Origin of the sequence: Micromonospora sp. NPDC048947 (genome assembly GCF_040649495.1) — a bacterium.
In the GTDB taxonomy this organism is placed as follows: domain Bacteria; phylum Actinomycetota; class Actinomycetes; order Mycobacteriales; family Micromonosporaceae; genus Micromonospora; species Micromonospora alfalfae.
The window spans coordinates 1-17,183 of the sequence record NZ_JBEZFO010000015.1 but is presented as its reverse complement, the minus strand read 5'-3'; the positions used below and the strand labels follow the sequence as shown (position 1 = coordinate 17,183).

16 protein-coding genes and 1 pseudogene are annotated in these 17,183 nt (G+C 70.8%); 14 read left to right on the top strand and 3 right to left on the bottom strand.

Annotation, left to right across the window (positions count from 1 at the left end):
• Window positions 1–150 precede the first annotated feature (150 nt).
• Complete coding sequence (locus AB0B98_RS21350; RefSeq protein WP_357364713.1) at window positions 151–780, top strand: phosphatase PAP2 family protein; 630 nt, start codon at window positions 151–153, stop codon at window positions 778–780.
• A gap of 133 nt (window positions 781–913) precedes the next feature.
• On the opposite strand, the gene AB0B98_RS21345 is transcribed toward AB0B98_RS21350, so the two are convergent.
• Window positions 914–1,591 carry an A24 family peptidase gene (locus AB0B98_RS21345; protein ID WP_357268402.1) on the bottom strand — a complete coding sequence of 226 codons (678 nt, stop codon included), beginning with the start codon at window positions 1,589–1,591 and terminating at the stop codon, window positions 914–916.
• A gap of 707 nt (window positions 1,592–2,298) precedes the next feature.
• On the opposite strand from AB0B98_RS21345, the gene AB0B98_RS21340 reads away from it, so the two are divergent.
• The 12 genes and pseudogenes from AB0B98_RS21340 to AB0B98_RS21285 all read left to right on the top strand — a co-directional run.
• Complete coding sequence (locus tag AB0B98_RS21340; protein ID WP_238672807.1) at window positions 2,299–2,865, top strand: hypothetical protein; 567 nt, start codon at window positions 2,299–2,301, stop codon at window positions 2,863–2,865.
• Window positions 2,866–2,918: 53 nt separating this feature from the next.
• Window positions 2,919–3,794 carry a hypothetical protein gene (locus tag AB0B98_RS21335; RefSeq protein ID WP_357364910.1) on the top strand — a complete coding sequence of 292 codons (876 nt, stop codon included), beginning with the start codon at window positions 2,919–2,921 and terminating at the stop codon, window positions 3,792–3,794.
• Window positions 3,791–4,450, top strand: a complete 660-nt coding sequence (locus AB0B98_RS21330; protein WP_357364711.1) for an SAF domain-containing protein — start codon at window positions 3,791–3,793, stop codon at window positions 4,448–4,450. Before AB0B98_RS21335 ends, AB0B98_RS21330 begins: the two co-directional genes overlap by 4 nt.
• 2 nt (window positions 4,451–4,452) lie before the next feature.
• On the top strand, window positions 4,453–5,253 hold the full coding sequence (locus AB0B98_RS21325) for a ParA family protein (RefSeq protein ID WP_357364709.1): 801 nt from the start codon (window positions 4,453–4,455) through the stop codon (window positions 5,251–5,253).
• On the top strand, window positions 5,243–6,784 hold the full coding sequence (locus AB0B98_RS21320) for an ATPase, T2SS/T4P/T4SS family (protein ID WP_357364707.1): 1,542 nt from the start codon (window positions 5,243–5,245) through the stop codon (window positions 6,782–6,784). The genes AB0B98_RS21325 and AB0B98_RS21320 overlap by 11 nt, the downstream gene beginning before the upstream one ends.
• A gap of 4 nt (window positions 6,785–6,788) precedes the next feature.
• Window positions 6,789–7,691: a type II secretion system F family protein gene (locus AB0B98_RS21315; RefSeq protein ID WP_357364705.1), complete on the top strand. Its 903-nt coding sequence runs from the start codon at window positions 6,789–6,791 to the stop codon at window positions 7,689–7,691.
• A 55-nt stretch (window positions 7,692–7,746) separates the two neighbouring features.
• On the top strand, window positions 7,747–8,619 hold the full coding sequence (locus tag AB0B98_RS21310; protein WP_357364703.1) for a type II secretion system F family protein: 873 nt from the start codon (window positions 7,747–7,749) through the stop codon (window positions 8,617–8,619).
• Window positions 8,620–8,643: 24 nt separating this feature from the next.
• Window positions 8,644–8,847, top strand: a complete 204-nt coding sequence (locus AB0B98_RS21305; RefSeq protein ID WP_357364701.1) for a hypothetical protein — start codon at window positions 8,644–8,646, stop codon at window positions 8,845–8,847.
• A 5-nt stretch (window positions 8,848–8,852) separates the two neighbouring features.
• Entirely contained in the window at window positions 8,853–9,296 is a 444-nt protein-coding gene (locus AB0B98_RS21300) for a TadE family protein (protein WP_357364699.1), read from the top strand.
• Window positions 9,293–9,760, top strand: a complete 468-nt coding sequence (locus AB0B98_RS21295) for a TadE/TadG family type IV pilus assembly protein (protein ID WP_357364698.1) — start codon at window positions 9,293–9,295, stop codon at window positions 9,758–9,760. The genes AB0B98_RS21300 and AB0B98_RS21295 overlap by 4 nt, the downstream gene beginning before the upstream one ends.
• Complete coding sequence (locus AB0B98_RS21290) at window positions 9,757–10,206, top strand: pilus assembly protein TadG-related protein (RefSeq protein WP_357364696.1); 450 nt, start codon at window positions 9,757–9,759, stop codon at window positions 10,204–10,206. Before AB0B98_RS21295 ends, AB0B98_RS21290 begins: the two co-directional genes overlap by 4 nt.
• 14 nt (window positions 10,207–10,220) lie before the next feature.
• Window positions 10,221–11,171, top strand: a pseudogene (locus AB0B98_RS21285) (LysM domain-containing protein); the annotation flags it as partial.
• A 594-nt stretch (window positions 11,172–11,765) separates the two neighbouring features.
• Here AB0B98_RS21285 and AB0B98_RS21280 read toward each other — a convergent pair.
• A complete protein-coding gene (locus AB0B98_RS21280; protein WP_238672797.1) occupies window positions 11,766–12,620 on the bottom strand; it encodes a Rieske 2Fe-2S domain-containing protein in 855 nt (284 codons plus the stop codon).
• A 185-nt stretch (window positions 12,621–12,805) separates the two neighbouring features.
• Between AB0B98_RS21280 and AB0B98_RS21275 the strand changes: the two genes are divergently transcribed.
• Window positions 12,806–13,621: a crotonase/enoyl-CoA hydratase family protein gene (locus tag AB0B98_RS21275; protein WP_238672796.1), complete on the top strand. Its 816-nt coding sequence runs from the start codon at window positions 12,806–12,808 to the stop codon at window positions 13,619–13,621.
• On the opposite strand, the gene AB0B98_RS21270 is transcribed toward AB0B98_RS21275, so the two are convergent.
• Window positions 13,608–17,081, bottom strand: coding sequence for a discoidin domain-containing protein (locus AB0B98_RS21270; protein WP_357364694.1), 3,474 nt, complete (start codon window positions 17,079–17,081; stop codon window positions 13,608–13,610). The genes AB0B98_RS21275 and AB0B98_RS21270 overlap by 14 nt on opposite strands.
• Window positions 17,082–17,183: the final 102 nt, after the last annotated feature.

Genomic DNA, 17,183 nt, shown 5'->3' with positions numbered 1-17,183 from the left:
ACGTAGTGCGACAGCCAACCAGAGCCCGCTGTGCGAATCCTGGACGAAGGTCTGGCAGACCACCCGACCTTCGACAGCAGCGATGCCCTCTGGCGCGTTCCTAGGGTGTCCCCAAGGTGAACAGGGTATGAACGTGAAGTGAGGTGATGCATGGTCGACAACGGCAGCATTGACGTTCCGGAGCTCAGCGCCGAGTGGTACAGCGACGTCGTCGACGCCGCCGCCGGCAGCCCAGAGCCGGTGCAGTGGTTCGTCGGACACGCCACCGAGGGGGTGATCCTGCTACTCGGCGCGCTGCTGGTGATGGCCGCGCTGAGCCGCCGGTCCGGCGGCCCGCACGACCGGGCACTCGCCCTGATCGCGCCGGTGCCGACCCTTCTGGCGTACGTGGGCAGCGAGTTCCTCAAGACCGTGGTGGACGAGGATCGCCCCTGCCGGACGATCGGTCGGGAGATCATCGCGGGCATCTGCCCACCGCCGGGCGACTGGTCGTTCCCCAGCAACCACGCCACCATCGCCGGTGCGCTGGCGGTCACCACGTTGCTACTCTCCCGCCGACTCGGCCTGGTCGCGCTCCCCCTGGCGGCGCTCGCCGCCTTCTCCCGGGTCTTCGTGGGCGTGCACTACCCGCACGACGTGATCGCTGGCGTGCTGCTCGGCGCCCTGGTCGCCGTGGTGCTCACCCCGTTGCTGGCCCGCCCGACCAGCGAGGTGCTCCGCCGCCGGGCCAACCGTCCCGACGGCCCGGTCCCCAAACTGGCCAGCCGCTCCCGCCCCTGATCGGCAGCGCGACCTGGAGTGAGAGCGCGCCCCCTCGCCACGCCGATCTTGCACTTTCGGTTGTCGATATGAGCGGAACGCGCCTTACGCCGGGACAGAAAATGCAAGATCGCGGGGGCGGGGCGGGGCGGGGTCAGGGCGTTAGCAGGAGGGCGGCCGTTGTGCCGAGCAGCAGGAACGGGCCGAACGGCAGGTGGGTGCTCCAGTTCGCGCGGCGGGTGGCCAGTAGGCCCAGACTCACCAGGGCGGAGAGCCCGAAGGTGAGCACCAGCCCGAACAGCAGCACCGGCCAGCCGTACCAGCCGAGCAGCGCGCCGACGCTGAGCGCCAGCTTGGCGTCGCCCAACCCGAAGCCGCGGCGGCCGAGCAGCACCGCGGTGCTGGCGAAGAAGAACGCCAGCCCGGCGCCGCCGATGACTGCTCGCAGCCAGTGCCCCGGGTCGGCGTCGAGCGCGGCCACGCCGAGCAGCAGCCAGGTCCCGGCCGCCGCGGGCACTGTGAGCCGGTCCGGCAACCGGTGCACGGCCAGGTCGACGACGATCGCCGGGATGGTCCAGCCCAGCCACCAGATCAGCGCCGGCAGCGCCCCGCCCGGCGGCCCGGCGAGCGCCAGCAGCACCGCCGCCGCGAGCACCACCAGTTCGACGGTGGCCGGCGGTGGGCCGACCCGGGCGCCGCACCGACCGCACCGGGCTGCCGGGCCGAGCGCCGGCCAGGGGTGGGTCAGGCCGACCGGCGCGCCGCAGGCGTCGCAGCCGCGCCGGCTGGGCAGACCCGGGGGTACGGCGTAGCGCAGCGCGGCCAACCGCATCAGCGGGCTGACCGCGAGGATCGCGAACACTGTCGAGAGCCGGGTGCGTGCTGCCGGGCTCCGATCGGGTGGGTCCTCCCGACCGGGGATGGCCTCCGGGGGGCCGGTCAGCGCCATGTCGCCTCCATTGCGGCCAACTGGTCCCCCGCGATGACGAACACGGATCGTGATTGAACGCTCGCAGCGGTGTAGCGGATGGCGCAGAAAGCGACGTGCCGACCAGAGCCTGCGAGCCTGCTTCCAGCCCTTTCCGAGTGAGGCGTGCCGATGGGCGAGGCGGCCCGCCGACAGTGAGCCGACGCGGTTCGAATGCCGGGATGAGACCGCGATGTCCCACTCCCGCGACCGGTGAGGCGACTCCGGTCAACCCATTCGGCCCGGCGGCACCCCACAGATAACGACAGTTCGCTCACCCATTGCCCGGGGCACAGTGCGGACACCCGCCACCACCACCTGTCATCACGCTGAGTGTTCGCTTGAATTGCCTCTGTTGCATCGGCGAGCGTCAGCCTATGCTCGCCCCTTGGGTGTGACGCAAGCCTCACCTTCACCATCGGACGACACAGGACCCCCAATTTGAAAAAGATCCGTAACGGTGAATGCAGAAGCGCAATGAACGGCTCCGGATGTGCTGATCCGGGCGCGCTTCCGCATGCCCGACGGCGGTGAACCGTCACCGCCCCGGGCGACCACGAGGAGGCTCGACGGTGCGCGGACGGCAGCTCAGAAGAGCGGCGATCTGCCTGCTGGTGGGCGTGGCGGCGATGCCGGTCACCGCCTGCGCCAGCGGACGGGAGGCTGTCGAACGGCCGACGGAAGTCCGCGACAACGGACCCCGGACCGATTCCGACGTTGACCGGCGCGCTGCCGAAAAGGCGGCGCTTGACGCGTACTCCGGGTATCTCGCGGCCTCGCGCACGGCGGGCCTGCGCAGTGATCCGCGTTCGCCGGAACTGTCCCGGTTCCTTGGTGATCCACTTTTGACTCGGGTCCGGGTGTCCATTCGCGAGGCCAAGGAGCACGGCGCCATGCGTACCGGGACGATCAAGTCCGACCCGACCATTACCGCCGTCAGCCTGGACGCGAAGCCGGCCACGGTGGAGATTCAGGACTGCCTGGACACGACCGGCTACCGGCTGGTCTACGCCAAGGACAAACGCTCGGTCCCGGGCAGCGGTGGCGGCAGACACCTCTCCACCGCCACCGCCACCCGCTATCCCGACGGCCGCTGGCTGATCAACTACGGCGCGACGCACCGGGACCAGCCGTGCTGAGCGGGGCCGCGACGATCCGACGGGCGCTCGCCGGGCTCGGCCTCACGCTCCTGCTGGTAGTCGGTGCGGCCCCGCTCGCCACCGCCGCCCTACGGGCCGACCCGGGGGCGGGCTGCCCACCCGACCAACCCGACTGCAGCGTCTGGGACGACGAGCCCGGCAATCCCGGTGATCCCGGGGGCGGTGGGGACGACGGTGGGGGCGGAGATGACGGCGGCGGTGGCGGCGGTGGCGGCTGCCAGTGGAACGGGCGGACCATCCCCTGCTACGACGAGGACCTGGGCTGGTTCAACAACGGCGACGGGTGCTACTACAAGCTGACCGAGGGGACGGTCGAGCCGCCCGAGGGTGAGCAGTGGTACCTGCAAACCTGCAACGGCGGCGACCTGGGTACGCAGGTGATGGTGACGCTGGCCGATCCGCCGGCCGGCTTCGGCGCACCACCGGACCCGGAGGAGCTGGCCCGTCGCGCCCTGGCGAAGATCAGCCTGCTGCCGGCCCGGCTGAAGGTCGCGCCCCGCAAGGACATCGGCCCCGGCCTGGTCGGCCTACCCGTGTGGATGTGGGCAACCGCAGGAAAGAACTACTTCGGCCCGCTGTACGCCGACGAGTCCGACAGAGGCTTGACCGTCTACATCGAAGCGAAGGTCGACCGGATCGTCTGGGACATGGGCAACGGCGAGAAGGTCACCTGCCACGGCGCCGGCACCGAGTACAAGGCCACTGGCACGCGGGCGGGTGCCAGCTCCCCGAACTGCGGCTACGACGAGGGCTACCCGAAGGCAGACACCTACGACGTCACCGCCACCACGCACTGGACGGTGAGCTGGTGGACCAACAGCGACGCCACAAGGCGGGTGATCCCGCAGACCCGGAGAAGCGGCATCGTGCAGATCAGGATCAACGAACTTCAGGTGGTCACCAGATGAGCCTCGCGACGCGCAACGGGACCCCGTCGGTGGACGCACCCGTCAACCCACCCACAGTGGTCCGCCAACGCCGGGTCCGTCCCGGTCTGCTCGGTCTCGCCGTCCTCCTGATCGCCCTGGGCGGGCTGGGCGCGGCCTTCGCTGTCACCTCGGTACGGGCCACCGGCAGCTATCTGGCGGTGGCCCGACCGGTGGAGGTGGGCCGGGAGATCAGCGCAGCGGACCTGGTCACAGTGCAGGTCGCTGGCGGCCAGGGGCTGCGCCCGGTGCCCGCCGCACGACTCGACGAGGTGGTCGGCAAACGAGCCGCCGTCGCGTTGCTTCCGGGCACGCTGCTCACCCTGGGACAGGTCACCGACGACCCGCTGCTCGGCCCCGGCCAGCAGCAGATCGCACTCGGCCTGAAGACCGCCCAGGTGCCGGCCCGCGAACTGCACCCCGGTGACAAGGTTCTGCTGGTCAGCACTCCGGACAATGACGCCGACGGAGACAAGGCCGCCGCCGGCACCCGGTTCACGGCCACCGTCATCGACATGGTCAGCCCGGCCAGCGACGACAAGGTCCTGTACCTGGCGCTGCTCACCCGTGACGTGCCGGCGGTGGTGGCGCTCGCCGCGCAGCAACGGCTCGCCGTCGTCCTGACCGAGGCGGCCTGAGCATGGCGATCATCGCGCTGGTGTCCGCGAAGGGTTCGCCCGGCGTCACCACCTCGGCGCTGGCCTGCGCGCTGGCCTGGCACCGGCGGCTGGTGGTCGCCGAATGTGACCCGGCCGGCGGCTCGATCCTCGCCGGATATCTCGGCGGCCAACTGGACGGCCCACGCGGCATCGGAGAGCTGGCCGTCGGGGAGTTGCGCGACGGCAACCTGGAAACCGCGTTCTGGTCCCAGTTGGTCGACCTGGACGCACCCCGTCGGGAACGGCTGCTACTGCCCGGCCTCGTCGACCCGGCCCAGAGCGGCAGCGTCACCCCGCTCTGGCAGCGCTTCGCCGACTACTTCGACGCCCTCGACCGCGGCACCCCCGGCTACGACGTCCTTGTCGACTGTGGTCGGCTGCACGTGACCGGGCCTCCGTGGCCGGTGCTGCGGGCCGCCTCGGTGGTGCTGTTGGTGACCCGGGCGAACCTGCCGGACCTCTCCGGCACCCGCGCGGTGGTCACCGCGATCGAACGGGACTTCGCCGAACACCGGGTGCCCCCGGGCACCCTGCGGCTGCTGCTGGTCGGCGACGGGCACGGGCGGGCCGAGATCAGCCGCGCCCTGAAGCTGCCGGTCATCGCACGGCTGCCGCACGATCCGCGTACCGCAGGGGTGCTCGCCCTGGGCGGAACCGTGCGGGCCGGTCGGCCACTGATGCGCGCGGCGGCCGCGCTGGAGGTCCCGATCGGGGCGCTGCTGGAACGGCGACGGGCCCGGTTGGCGTGGCCCGTGCAGCAGGTGGTGCCGGATGCGGTTTGAGCCGGTATCCACCGACCCGCGTCAGCAGCCACCGGCAGTGACCTCCACCGCGCCGCCCCTGGCCGTGCCGAACGGCCGGCACCACCAGTCCGGGCCGCAGCCGCAGCCCACGCCCGCACCTACCCCGCCGCCGGAGTCGCCGCCCCGGGCCCGGATGGACTTCCAGGTCGTCCGGGAGCTGCGCCGGGAACTCACCGAACGGCTCACCCTCTGGCAGCGCGGCCGGGAGTTCACCGTCGACGAGGAGGACACCGAGCGGGCCCGACTCGCCGTCACTGTGGTCGCCGCGTACGCGGACTCGGTGCGCCGGGCCGGCACGCCGATGGCCGCCGGCGACGAACGCCTGCTGCTCGACCAGGTGACCGCCGAGCTGGTCGGGCTCGGCCGGCTACAGACGCTGCTCGTCGACGACACCATCGAGGAAGTGCACATCCTCGGCTGCGACCAGGTGCGCATCACCCGGCACGGCGGCGGGGTGGACTGGGCCGAGCCGATCGCCGACAGCGACGCCGAGCTGGTGGAGATCCTCCAGGCGGCGGCCCGTCGGGCGGGCGCTACCGAGCGATCCCTCTCCACTGTGAAGCCCACCCTCGACCTGCAACTGCCCGACGGCAGCCGGCTGGCCGCTGTGTTCCTGGTCAGCCACCGCCCGTACGCGGTGATCCGCAAGCACAACACACTGGATGTGAGCCTCGACGACCTGGCGGGCGCCCGGGGCGACCTGGACGAGATGATCGACCCGCTGTTGCGCGACTTCCTGCGCGCGGCGATGCGCGCCGGTCTGAACATCATGGTCGCCGGGTTGGCCGGCGCCGGGAAGACCACCGTCATCCGGGCGCTGATGAACGAGATCCCGCAGGATGAGCCGTACGTGCTGCTGGAGGAGAGTCGGGAGCTGCTCCCGGCCCGCCGCCGGGAGCGGCACCGGGCGGTGATGAGCTTCGAGGCGCGGGAGGGTCACGGCGAGCGCGGCTTCGACGGCCGCCCAGCCGGCGAGGTGACCATCGCCGACCTGATCCCGCTGTCGCTGCGGATGGGCGTCCTGCGGATCATCGTGGGCGAGGTGCGGTCCCGGGAGATCGTGCCGATGCTCCAGGCGATGACGACCAGCCGGGGGTCGATGTGCACCATCCACGCCCGTACCGCCGCCGGTGTGGGTGAACGGATCGTCGAGCTGGCCCTGGCGCACGGCCGTGAGATGACAGTCGACCAGGCCCGTCGGATGGCCGGGAACGCGCTCGACCTGATCGTCTACGTCACCATCGAGGACGAGACCGCGATCGGTGGGCGGAAACACCGGTTCGTGTCGCACGTGGAGGAGGTGATCGGGGCCGGCGAAGCCGGTCGGATCACCACCACCACTGTCTTCGGGCCGGGCCCGGACGGTCGTGCGGTCCCCCGGCACCTGCCGGAGCGGGTCCGCGACCAGTTGCTGAGGGTGGGTTACGACGCGCGGCTGCTGACCCGGTGGGTCGAGGCCGGTGCCGGTGCCTGGCGGCGGCCTCGGCAGACCCGACTGGCCCGGCGGTGACCTGATGCTCGACAGCCTGGAGTTGATCGCGGTGGTCTCCGGCGCCGCCTGTGTGGCCGGGCTGCTGCTGGCAGTGGTCGCCCTGGTCGGCACCCGTCGACCCCCCGGGCCGCAGCCGGGCAGCGGGCCGGGGCTGAGCCGACTGTGGCGCGGGCCGGGCAACACTCCGGCCGAGCAGCGCGGCTATCAGGCGCTGCTGGTAGCCGCGCTGGTCGCCGGCGCGTTGGCGTTCCTGCTGACCGGGCTGCCGGTGGTGGGCCTGCTGGTGGCGGTGGCGGTGCCCGGCACCCCGTGGCTGTTCGGGGTGGGCAAGGCCGAACAGCGGGCGATCGCTCGGATCGAGGCCGTCGGCGAGTGGACCCGCCGACTCAAGGACGTCTCCGGCACCGGGCAGGGCCTCCAGCAGTCGATCATCGGGACCATCGGCAGCGTGCCACCAGGCGTCGAGGACGAGGTACGGCTGCTCGCCGCCCGCCTCCAGGCCGGCTGGATGGCCCGCTCCGCACTGCTGGCGTTCGCCGACGAGATCGCCGACCCGGTCTGCGACCAGGTGGTCGCGGCGCTGATCCTGCACCTGTCGGACCGGGGTGAGCGGCTTGGTGACGTGCTCGGTTCGATCGCCGGCGCGGCGTCAGCGGAGGTGGCGACCCGTCGGGAGATCGAGGCCAAGCGCACCCAGCCCCGGTTCGCAGTCCGCTTCCTCACCGGGATGACGCTGGCGACCCTGGCGTACGGGCTGATCAACACCGAGTACATCAGGCCGTACGGCACACCCATCGGGCAGGTGATCATGGCCGCCCTCGGTGCCGCCTTCATCGGCCTGCTGGCCTGGGTGCGGTCGATGAGCCAGCCGCAGCGGCCGGCCCGGTTCCTGCCGGCGCCCAACCCCGCCGAGGTGATCGCGTGAGCGCGGGCAGCGCAGCGCAGCGGGGCCCCGCTGTCGCGAGCGAAAGGCGGCTCACATGATCGTGAACTGGCAGTTCGCCCTCGCTGTCTGCGGTGGCGCCGGGATCGGTCTGGGTGTGTTCCTGGTGGTCCGGGAACTGGTGCCGGCGACACCGGCGCTCGGGCCGGCGCTGCGCCGACTGCATCAGCCGCCGGGCACCGGCCGCCTCGACGCGCCCGCGTCCCGGCGACTCGACTGGCTGACCGGGATGTCCCGCTGGTTGCGGCCTCCACAGATGCAGCTCGCCCTGATCGATCAGACCTCCGAGCAGTACGCGTTGTCGGTGCTGCTCTCCGCGCTGATCGGGTTGGCCACACCGACAGTGCTCGGGGTGGTGCTGTGGGTGCTCGGCGTCCCATTCCCGCTGGTCGTGCCGGTGCTGGGCAGCCTCGGCCTGGCGCTGCTGGCCGGCCTGCTGGCACACCGCGCCGTGCTGACCAGGGCCAACGCCGCCCGTGACGAGTTCCGCCAGGCCGTCTGCACCTACCTCGATCTGGTGGCGTTGCAGCTCTCGGCCGCGCACGGGCCGGTGCAGTCGCTGGAGCGGGCCGCGGCTGTCTGCGACGGTTGGGTGTTCGACCGGCTTCAGGAGTCGCTGCGGATCGCCCAGATGCAGATGCACGCGCCCTGGGACGAACTGCGCGACCTCGCCGACAAGATCGGCATTCCCGAGTTGGGCGACGTCGGCGCGATCATGCGCTCCTCCGGCAGCGAGGGCGCGCAGGTGCACGAGACGCTGCGCAGCCGGGCCGACTCGCTGCGCGACCAGATCCGCACCGACAACCTGGCTCGCGCCGAGGGGATCACCAGCAAGCTCGACATCCCGGGCGCGTTGCTCGTCTTCGTGCTGCTCGGATTCGTCCTCTATCCGTTCATCGCCCGTGTCTGACCCCACCCCTTGAAGGAGAACGTCATGTCCATCCTCAGCTACCTGCACGTCGTGATGACGACGCGCCTGGCCGAGCTACGCCGCGACGGCGAGCGCGGTGACAGCCCGGTGCCCACCGCGGTGATAATCGCCGGCCTGGTCGCCGTCGCCATGGCCGTCACCGCCCTGGCCCTCACCAAGGCCAGGGGCTGGATGAACGGTATTCCGGGATACACGGTCCCGGAGTAGTCGAGATGCGTCGAGCCGCGTACCCGAGATGGTGTCGAGCGGTCATCGCCGCTCGGCACCGCCTCGCGGCCGGCGACCGCGAGCGGGGTGCCAACCCGGTGGAACTCGCCGTGATGATGCCGCTGATCCTGGTGCTGCTCTTCGCCTCGATCCAGGTCGCGGCGGTCTTCCTCGCCCGCTCCACGGCGTTGAACGCCGCGCAGAGCGGCGTCAACGCACAGCGGACGTACCAGGCGAGTAACGGCGCCGGGGTGGACAGCGCCTCCCGCTTCCTCAGGGCCGCCGGCGGTTGGCTGGTGGGCTGGGACAGGGCCGGCCCGACCTGCGTGACCACCGCGACCGACGTGACCTGCACTGTCAGCGGCCGGTCCCTGTCAGTGGTGCCGGGCGTGGACTTCGCGATACAGCAGACCGCCCACGGAACGGTGGAGAGGGTGACCCCGCCATGACCCGTACCGCCGAGCGGGGCTCGGTCTCCATCGAGGTGGCTGTCCTCGCGCCCGCGTTCATCGCGCTGATGGTGCTGGCAGGTGTGGTCGGACGCACAGCGGTTGCCGCTGAGGCGCTCGACGCGGCAGCGCACGACGCCGCCCGCGCCGCCTCGATCTCCCGGGATTCCGGCACCGCCCGGAAGGAGGCGGTGGAGGCCGCCCAGGCCCAGCTGGACTGGCACGGCCTGGCCTGCGTCAACGACCTGGACCCGGCATTCACCGGCAGGTCGCCCGACAACCCGTCCAGCTTCGACAAGGCCTTCAGTAGCGAGGTCGGCTCGAACGCCACTGTGACGGTGACGCTCAAGTGCGTGGTGTCCTTCCGGGACATCACACTCGACATCCTGCCCGGGATGACGAGCGAGAAGGAGATCTCGGCGCAGTTCACCTCCCCGCTTGACCGTTACCGGAGCCGGCAATGACTGCCACCACGTCGGCTGCCGGTCCCTCGCGGGCAGGTGAGCACGGCCGGGTGAGCATCTTCCTCGCGGTGACGATGGTCGGCGTACTGGCCATCATCGGCCTCTCCTTCGACGCCGCCGGTCAGCTCCGCACCCTGCAAAACGCCCAGAACCTGGCCTCCGAGGCGGCCCGGGCCGGCGGTCAGGCCATCGACAGGGCCACCGCCATCGAGGGCGGACCGAAGCGGATCAACGAGCCGGAGGCGCGCGATGCGGTAGCCAACTACCTGTCCGTCGTGAACACCGCCGGCCACACAGTGAACTTCCCCGAGGTTGACGGGGAGACCCTGATCCGGGTGACCGTTTCCATCACCTACCACCGCTCGATGATCGGACCGTTCATCCAGGAGAAGGCGATCACCGTCACCGGCGAGGCCACAGCGCGTGCCATCACCGCAACACCGTAGGAAGGAAGGCAGCCATGCCCGTATCGGGTGGGTCCGTCGTACGGCGGACCGGACGGATCCTCACCGGCATCGGCGCACTGGCGGTGCTTCTGGCGCTGCTGGTCGGCGCGCCGATCGCGCTGCTCGCCTTCGCGGGTAACCCGCTGCCCGATCACCTCCCCACGATCAGCGAGGTGGGCACCGCGCTGACCAGCCGGGACGACGGTCAGCTCTTCCTGCGGGCGTTGGCGGTGGCCGGTTGGTTCGGCTGGGCCACGTTCGCCTTCTCCGTCCTCGTCGAACTGGGCGCACAGACCCTGCGCCGACCGGCACCGAAGCTGCCCGGGATGGGCCGCCAGCAGAAGGCCGCCGCCGCGCTGCTCGGCTCGATCGCGCTGATCCTGGTCGCCAGCCCGGCCGCCGCCAGCGCCGCGGCGGTCTACGGAACTCCGGTGTACGCGAGTCCGAGCACAACCGCCGTCACCACACTGGCCGCGCCGACCCGAGCCGCGACGACGCCGGACACGGCCGCGCCGGTGTACCGGGTGGCGCGGGGCGACTACCTCGGGGAGGTGGCCGAGCGGTACCTGGACGAGTTCGGCGACTACCGACAGCTCGCCAAGCTGAACAAGCTCGACGACCCGGACCGGATCCGCCCCGGCCAACTGCTCCGACTGCCCACGGAGGCCGCCGACCAGGGCGCTCGGCAGCACGCCACCGGTCGGCTCGTCGACCGGCCCGCAGCGCCCAAGCCGCCCGCGCCCCGGCCGGCGCCCGAGCGGGCCGCACCGCCGCGGGTGGCCCCGGCACCACCCAGCGGTACGGAGTCAGCGGGCCAACCACCAGCGATGACTGTCGGCGCAGCCCGGGTCGGTGCCGCCGATCGGGTGAACCGCCCGCTGGCTGTCTCTGCGGTGCTGGCGGTGGCGAGCATCGTCGGCGCCCAGATCGGCGCAGTCCTGGGGCTGCGCCGCCGTCCAGCGACCGCCGGGGCGGCGCCCCGACTGGCCGCGTCCTCCCGCACATCCCGGGGCGGCGCGGGCCGGCGGGGCAGTCGTGGGGCGGCCGGAAGCGGTGCCGCCTGGGCTGCCAGCCGGGCGGCTGCGGCCATCGAAGCCCCGGCGGCGCGGCAAGGCGGCGCGGCACCAAGCGAGAACGGCTTTGGACCTCGCGGCGGCCGGATGACACCTACCGGCAGTGCTGTCGCACCTACCAGCGGTGCTGTGCCGCCTGCCGGCAGCGGAATGGCGTTTCCCGGCAGCACGGCCTTTCCCGGCAGCGGGATGGCTCTCTCCGGCGGCACGGCACCCCACGGCGGCGGACTGACGGCCACCGGCGCTGAGGGCTGGAGTGGTGACGAGGGCTGGGCCGGTGCTGGTGACGAGGGCGGGCTGTTCGACGGCGGGCACGGCCTGGACTCCGTGCCCGACGGTCCGCCGGTCGGCCGACACCGACGCAGCTGAGCGGCAGGGCAAGTGCGCCCGAGGCGAGGTGCCCGGAGAGCGTGATGCCGCTGAGGCATCTTGATGACTCAGCGGCATCATCGTCATGGGCAACATTGCCCCGGAGGAGGGAGAGGGTCAGGGCAGGCGGGTCTGGAGTACGCCGTTCTGGATCCGGGTGGGCAGGATCTGCTGGTCGTTGCCGGACGGTCCCTGCACGACCTCGCCGCCGTTGAGCCGGAAGGCGCTGCCGTGCCACGGGCAGACCACGCAGGCATGGCCGTCGATCTCCTGCACCTCGCCCTCGCCGAGGGGCCCGCTCTGGTGCGGGCAGCGCTCCAACATCACGGTCACCTCGTCACCGTGCCGGTAGAGGATTACCGAGATGTCGTCGTCCACCTCTCGGGTGATCAGGGTGCGTTGCGGCAGCGTCGCCATGTCGGCTAGCGAGTGCCAGCCATCGGTCATCCGGTGCAGCTCGGAAACGCTCTGGTTGACCTGCGCCCCCTGCTTGTACGCCAGGTGACCCCCGATGTACGCGCCGAGGCTCACCGTGGAGAGTCCGAGGAAGCCGAGGGCGCGACCCATTCCGTGCCGGCCGGACAGCCGGGCGGCCAACGAGCCGGCGTAGAGCGTCATGCCGACGGTGTTGGCGGCGGCGTGCACCAGGCCGACCCGGCGCTGGTCGCGGGCGAGTGCCGCCCAGTCGTTCAGACCGGCGATCGCCGCAGGCAGCGCGCTGACGGTGCCCAGACCGACCAGCACGGTGGCGGGCCGGCGCTGCCCGGGCATGAGGTCCAGCACCGCGGCGCTGATCCACGCGCCGACCGGCACCTGCACCATCGCCGGGTGCAGCGGATGCCCGAGGGTCACCCCGTGCAGCAGGTCACGCAGCCGGCGTGGGCGCAGCGTCCCCAGGACGACCTTCTGCAACCGGTCACCCGCGCGGTCCAGCCGGGAGTCCTGCTCAACTTTCGTCAAAAGTGCTCGCACGCGTACCGACTTCCCGGCGTTCGCCGTCCCAAACCGGTCGTCGGCGACAAACCTGCCGCACCACCCATGCCGCCGATCTTGCAGTTTCTGCTCACATAATCCGGGGCACAAGCCGCGAACCGGCAACCACAAGTGCAAGATCGACGGGGATTGTGGGGGTGGGGCCGGGCCGGCATGCTGGCGGGATGGGTGTGCGGGTGGAGCGGGTTGGGGCGGTCACCACAGTTGTGCTGGATCGGGTGGACGCGCGGAACGCCGTGGACGGTCCTACGGCTCGGGCGCTGGCGGACGCGTTTCGGGCCTTCGACGCCGACCCGGATGCGGCGGTGGCCGTGCTCTGGGGCGCAGGTGGGACGTTCTGCGCCGGCGCAGACCTCAAGGCGATCGGCACACCGAGCGGCAACCGGGTCGAGCCGGAGGGGGACGGTCCGATGGGTCCGACCCGGATGACGCTCAGCAAGCCCGTGATCGCGGCGATCTCCGGGTACGCGGTGGCGGGCGGGCTCGAACTGGCGCTCTGGTGTGACCTGCGGGTCGCCGAGTCCGACGCGACACTCGGGGTGTTCTGCCGCCGCTGGGGAGTGCCGCTGATCGACGGTGGGACCGTCCGGCTGCCCCGGTTGATCGGCGAGAGTCGGGCCATGGACCTGATCCTCACCGGCCGCCCGGTGCCGGCCGACGAGGCGTACACGATGGGGTTGGTCAATCGGTTGGTGCCACCTGGCCAGGCGCGGGCCGCAGCCGAGGAGTTGGCGGCGGCGATCGCCCGGCATCCGCAGACCTGCCTGCGCAACGACCGGGCGGCGCTGCTGGCCGGCGCGGGACGGCCCGAGCCGGAGGCGCTGGCGGCCGAGTTGGCGTACGGGATGGACTCGCTGGCCACGGACGCGGCTGCCGGCGCGGCCCGGTTCGCCGCGGGCGAGGGCCGACACGGCGCGACGCCGCCGGGAGGGGTGCACCCCCCGGCGGCGTCGGCTACCGGCCAGCTCAGTTGCGGTTGATGGTGAAGGTTGTCGTGGGGTTCTGGATGTCCACGGCGTTGTTGCTCAACCGGAGGTTGTTGAAGGTGACGGACCCGACGGCCGGCCCCTGCCCGGCCTCCGGCATCGGGTTCGCCCAGATGGCGAAGCCGGACTTCGCGTCGTAGGCGTCCCCGCTCTTGCGGGCACCGCTGATCGAGACGTTCGTGAAGACCGTGTCGGTGATCGGGTTCTGCGGCTGCCCACCGACGTAGTTGGTCTGGAACATGATGCCGCTGTAGGTCGGATCGATGATGTCGACGTCGCTGACCCGGATGCCCTGGAACACCTTCGAGGCGGAGAAGACCCAGATCGCCGGGAAGGTCTGCCCACCCCAGAAGTGACCACCGGCCCGCACGATCGAGATGTTCTCGAACCGGGTCGGCGGGTTGGCGCCGAAGCCGTTCATCGGGTAGCCGAAGTCGAGCGAGCTGATGGTGATGCCCGAGTAGACCAGGGTGTCCGCGATGTAGATGTTGCGGAACGTGTTGCCGTAGCCGCCATACACGGCGACACCGGCGGCCCGCCAGGTGAGGGTCGAGGTCAGGTTCTCGTAGATGTTGTCCTTCATGTCGGCGCCGCCCGCGTCGATGGCCGAGAACAGCGCGAAGCTGTCGTCACCGGTGGCCCGGGCGTCGTTGTTGCTGACCAGGTTGTTGGTGCTCCCGTTCGTCATGTTGATGCCGTCGGCGAACATGTTCCGGATCCGGGAGTTCTTGATCGTCATGTAGTCGGTGTTCGCGCCCCAGTAGAGGCACACCATGTGCTCGTTCCAGATGTTGTCGATCACGATGTTCGACACGTTGGCGAAGTCGAACACCTTGCCCGGACCGTCGATCCGCGAGGTGTAGTTGCCGAAGTAGGCGAAGTTCTTGAAGGAAGAGTTCGCCGCCGAGTTCTCAGCCCGGAAGCCGATGTCGGTGTTGTCCTGGCCCGACGGGGCGTTGAACCGGGTGTACCAGGGACCGGCGCCGGTCACCTGGACGGCCTTGCCGTACACCTGGAACTTCGACGAGGTGGAGTAGTTGCCGGCCGGCAGGTACACCCCGATCAGGTTGCCGGTGGTGTCCATCCGCACCCGGTCCAGGGCGTTCTGCACGTCCTGGTGGGTGAAGCCGGTCGGCGTGGTGTAGCGCGCCGGGTCCGGGTTGGCGATCGGTGCCACCTGCTCGGTGTTGATGAAGTCGATGGCGTAGGTGGTGGTGTTGGCCGGGTCCTTCTGAAGACGGATCTTGCTGCCGGCCGGGACCGTGGAGTTGAGCATGACGTTGGCTTCGTCGTAGATGTGCCGCGGTCCGCCCGCGCTCGGCGAGTTGCCCGGGCTGGCCTCGTTGCCGTAGAGCCAGGCGTACCGGGACGTCAGGTCGATGGCCTTGTGGAAGGTGCCGTTGACGTAGACGTTGATTGTCGAGTTGATCCCACCGCCGCCCGGTGCGTCCGGGATGGAGAAGCGGGTGACCAGCGTGTTGGTGCTGGCCCGGGTGGTGAACTCGACATAGCTGCCCGTCGAGTTGAGGGTCACCGCCCGCCGACCGGACGCCTCGCCGGCCAGGTCGCCGATCTCCCGGTTCGGTCCCACGACGGCCGCGCCGCCGCCGATCACACCGTCCTCGGCCTCGTACATGTCGTACGGCATGTTGGCGCCGCGACCGACGAAGAGCGGCCGGTCACTGGTGTTGTTGGCCTGCTTCACCGGCAGCTCGTTGCCGTCCACGGCGAGCACCACCCGGACGGTGTACTTGCCGTTCGCGGCGGTCCAGGTGCCCAGGCTGATCGGGCCGACGGTGGCGCCGGCGTTGATCAGGCCGGAGTACGAGCCGGTCAGGGTACGGACCACGGTGCCGGACTCGTTGAGCACTGTCAGGGTGATGCCGTGCGCACCGGAGGCGGAAGCCTGGTTGCCGGCGTTGCGGATGGACACGGAGAAGGTCACGGTGTTGCCCGCCGACGGGTTGCCCGGCGACCAGGCGACCGCCGAGGCGACCAGGTCGGAGCTGGCGACCGCGGCGACGACCAGCGGGCTGGGGTTCGTGTAGCTGTTGTTTGTGTCGTCCTGCTCGACGACGGTGTTCGACTCGTCGACCTTGGCGCTGAGCGGGTAGCTGCCCGAGTCCCGGGTGCCGATGCTGGCGCTGACGGTGGTCGAGGCACCGGCCGCGAGACCGCCGACCGAAGCCGTGCCCACCCGGGTGGAGCCCAGGTAGAAGTTGACGTTCGTCGCGCCGGAAGCCGCCGAGCCCGCGTTACGAACCGTCGCGGAGAGCGTGATGGTGCTGGTCTCCACCGGTGCGGACGGGCTGAACGACATGCCGGTGACGGTCAGGTCCGGGTTCGGCGCCGGAGTTCCGAAGACCTGGAACTCGGCCACCTGACCGGCCGGCGCACCGGTGTTCGAGGCGATCGAGAGCCGTACGTCGGCCGCCGCGCCGGAGACCGGGATCGTCACCGTGTTGCCGCTGTTCGGGTTGAAGCTGTAGTTCGCCGCGCCGACCAGCGTGGTGAAGCTCGACGAGCCCTGGTCCCGGCCGAGCACCGTGATGTTCTGGGTACGCGCACCCCACGCCGAGTCCGGGTTGAGCTTCACGACGACCTGGCTGAGGCTGGCGTTCGCGCCCAGCTGCACGGTCAGGGTGCTCGGGTTGCCGTTGCCCTCCCAGTAGGTGGCCACGTTGTTGTCGTTGGCGTTGGTGGCCACGAACGTGTGCACGAACCCGGAGGCGCTGATCGGCTTGCCGATCGCCAGGTTGGAACCGGTCGGCGGGTTGCCGGTGCCGGTCCGGGTCACCGTGTTGCTGTTCGCCGACTGGTTGCCGGCCGCGTCCTTGGCCCGCACGTAGTACGAGACCGTGGCGCTGTCCGCCTGGCTGTCGGTGTAGGTGAGCGTCGAGCCGTTGACGCTGCCCCGCAACGCGCCGTTGGCGTAGACGTCGTAGCCGGTCACCCCGACGTTGTCGGTGGACGCCGACCAGGTGAGCCGGATCTGTCCGCTGGCCGGCTGGGTGTAGGCCAGGTTCCCCGGCACGCTGGGTGCCTGGGTGTCGGTGCTGCCTGTGGCGCCGTACACCTCGACCTCGGAGAGCTGCGCGGCCGGCCAACCGGTGTTGCCGGTGACCTGCACGCGTACGTAGCGGGTGCTGGCGGCGGTGAAGCTGACGGTCGCGGTGTTGCCGCTGCTCGGGTTGAAGGTGTAGCCGGCGGACGCCTTCAGGGTGGTGAAGGACGAGCCGTTTGTCGAACCCAACACCGACAGCGTCTGCGTACGGGTCTGCCAGTCCGCCGCAGGTGGCAGCTTGAGCACCACCCGGTCCACGCTGACAGTGGCGCCCAGGTCCGCCTGAATCCACTGCGGGAACGCGTTGTTGGCGCTCTCCCAGTAGGTCGACGCGTTGCCGTCGTTGGCGTTGCCCGCCACGTAGTTCTGGTTGTAGCTGCTGGCGGTCATGGTGGCGGCTGGTGCGCGCCGGCATCGGAGTGGACCGGGTGGTGCCTCGGCGGCGCCTGGAGGACGCGTTCCTCGCCCTGGTGGGCGAGAACTCTCGGGGAA